At 65.8% G+C, this 1,466-nt stretch carries 2 protein-coding genes; both read left to right on the top strand.

The features are described 5' to 3' along the window. Positions 1–326 precede the first annotated feature (326 nt). Positions 327–1,109 carry a rhodanese-related sulfurtransferase gene (locus MOV75_RS37840; protein ID WP_246932639.1) on the top strand — a complete coding sequence of 261 codons (783 nt, stop codon included), beginning with the start codon at positions 327–329 and terminating at the stop codon, positions 1,107–1,109. Further along, positions 1,099–1,317: a SlyX family protein gene (locus MOV75_RS37835; protein ID WP_246932637.1), complete on the top strand. Its 219-nt coding sequence runs from the start codon at positions 1,099–1,101 to the stop codon at positions 1,315–1,317. The genes MOV75_RS37840 and MOV75_RS37835 overlap by 11 nt, the downstream gene beginning before the upstream one ends. Positions 1,318–1,466 lie beyond the last annotated feature (149 nt).

The following is a 1,466-nucleotide window of genomic DNA, read 5'->3' as shown; positions in this document are numbered from 1 at the left end:
GCGTCCACCGCCGTGCCGCCCTCGCGCAGCACCTCGATCGCCGCGAGCGAGGCCTGCGGGTGCGAGGTCGCAACCATCGCGTTGGTGGCGTGGACCGTGGACCTGCCGGGGAAATGGAAGTTTCTCATCGAATTTCTTGCTCTCTTGGCCGGGGATGCGCGCGCCGCGCCGTCTTAGGAAAAACCGGGTCTACATGACACATTCCAGCCGGCCGGGGCAATGCTGGCATACCAGGAAATGGCTGCCATCCGCTGGGCGTATAGACCTTTGGCGGCCAGCGGCCATGCGGGTTTTCTGAGCGGCGATCGCCTGCTAAACGAGCCGCCATGTCTGCTCCGAATTCGGCCACCAAGGTCGCCGCCTTCTATCAATTCGCCGCCCTCCCGGATTACCGCGAGCTGCGCGAGCCGCTGCGCGCGTTCTGCGCCAGCCTCTCGCTGAAAGGCAGCGTGCTGCTCGCGCAGGAGGGCATCAACGGCACGCTCGCCGGCGCGCCGGCGGCGATCGACGCCCTCGCTTATGAGCTGGCGCACGGCGACATGTTCGGCGGCCGGCTCGACGATCTCGAATTGAAATTCTCGACCGCCGAAGCGATGCCGTTCGGGCGGCTCAAGGTGCGCCTGAAGAAGGAGATCGTCACGCTTGGCGATGAGGCTGCCGATCCGACCCGCCAGGTCGGCACCTACGTCGATGCGAGCGAATGGAACGCGCTGATCTCTGCGCCCGACACGGTGCTGCTCGACACCCGCAACGCCTTCGAGGTGGCGATGGGCACGTTCGAGGGCGCCGTCGATCCCGGCATCAGGAGCTTTGGCCAATTCAAGGATTTTGCCGCAGCTGCGCTTGATCCCGCAAAGCACCGCAGGATCGCGATGTTCTGTACCGGCGGCATCCGCTGCGAGAAGGCGAGCGCGCATCTGCTCGCGCGCGGCTTTGCCGAGGTCTATCACCTCAAGGGCGGCATCCTCAAATATCTGGAAGAGGTGCCGGAGGCGCAGAGCCGCTGGCGCGGCGAATGCTTCGTGTTCGACGAGCGCGTCGCGCTCGGCCACGGTTTGCGCGAGCGGAGCTTGCTGGAACAAGATATGGGGCAAGGCCGTGACGAATGAGATCAAGAGTCTGGGCGAGCGCATCGACGCGCTGGAGACGCGGCTCGCCTATCAGGACGACACGATCGAGACGCTGAACCAGACCATCACCGCACAGTGGAAGCAGATCGATCTGCTGACGCGGAAGATCGCGGAGCTCGGCGAGCGCTTGCAGGAGGCGGAGGCCAATGCGCCTGGACCCGCCAACGAGCCTCCACCGCATTATTGAGCCGTCCTACTGGCCGGATGCCCTGGGCAGCAGGAGGTCCACGACCTCGACGGACATCATCAGGCGGTCGCGGCCTGCGTCCTTGGCGGCGTAGAGCGCCCGGTCGGCAGCTTCAACCAGCGAGGTCACGCCGGCCGTGCGCTCCAGCG

This window comes from Bradyrhizobium sp. PRIMUS42, assembly GCF_023006515.1.
GTDB lineage: Bacteria > Pseudomonadota > Alphaproteobacteria > Rhizobiales > Xanthobacteraceae > Bradyrhizobium.
The sequence above is the reverse complement of the archived record's forward strand: the minus strand, read 5'-3'. Positions and strand labels throughout refer to the sequence as shown.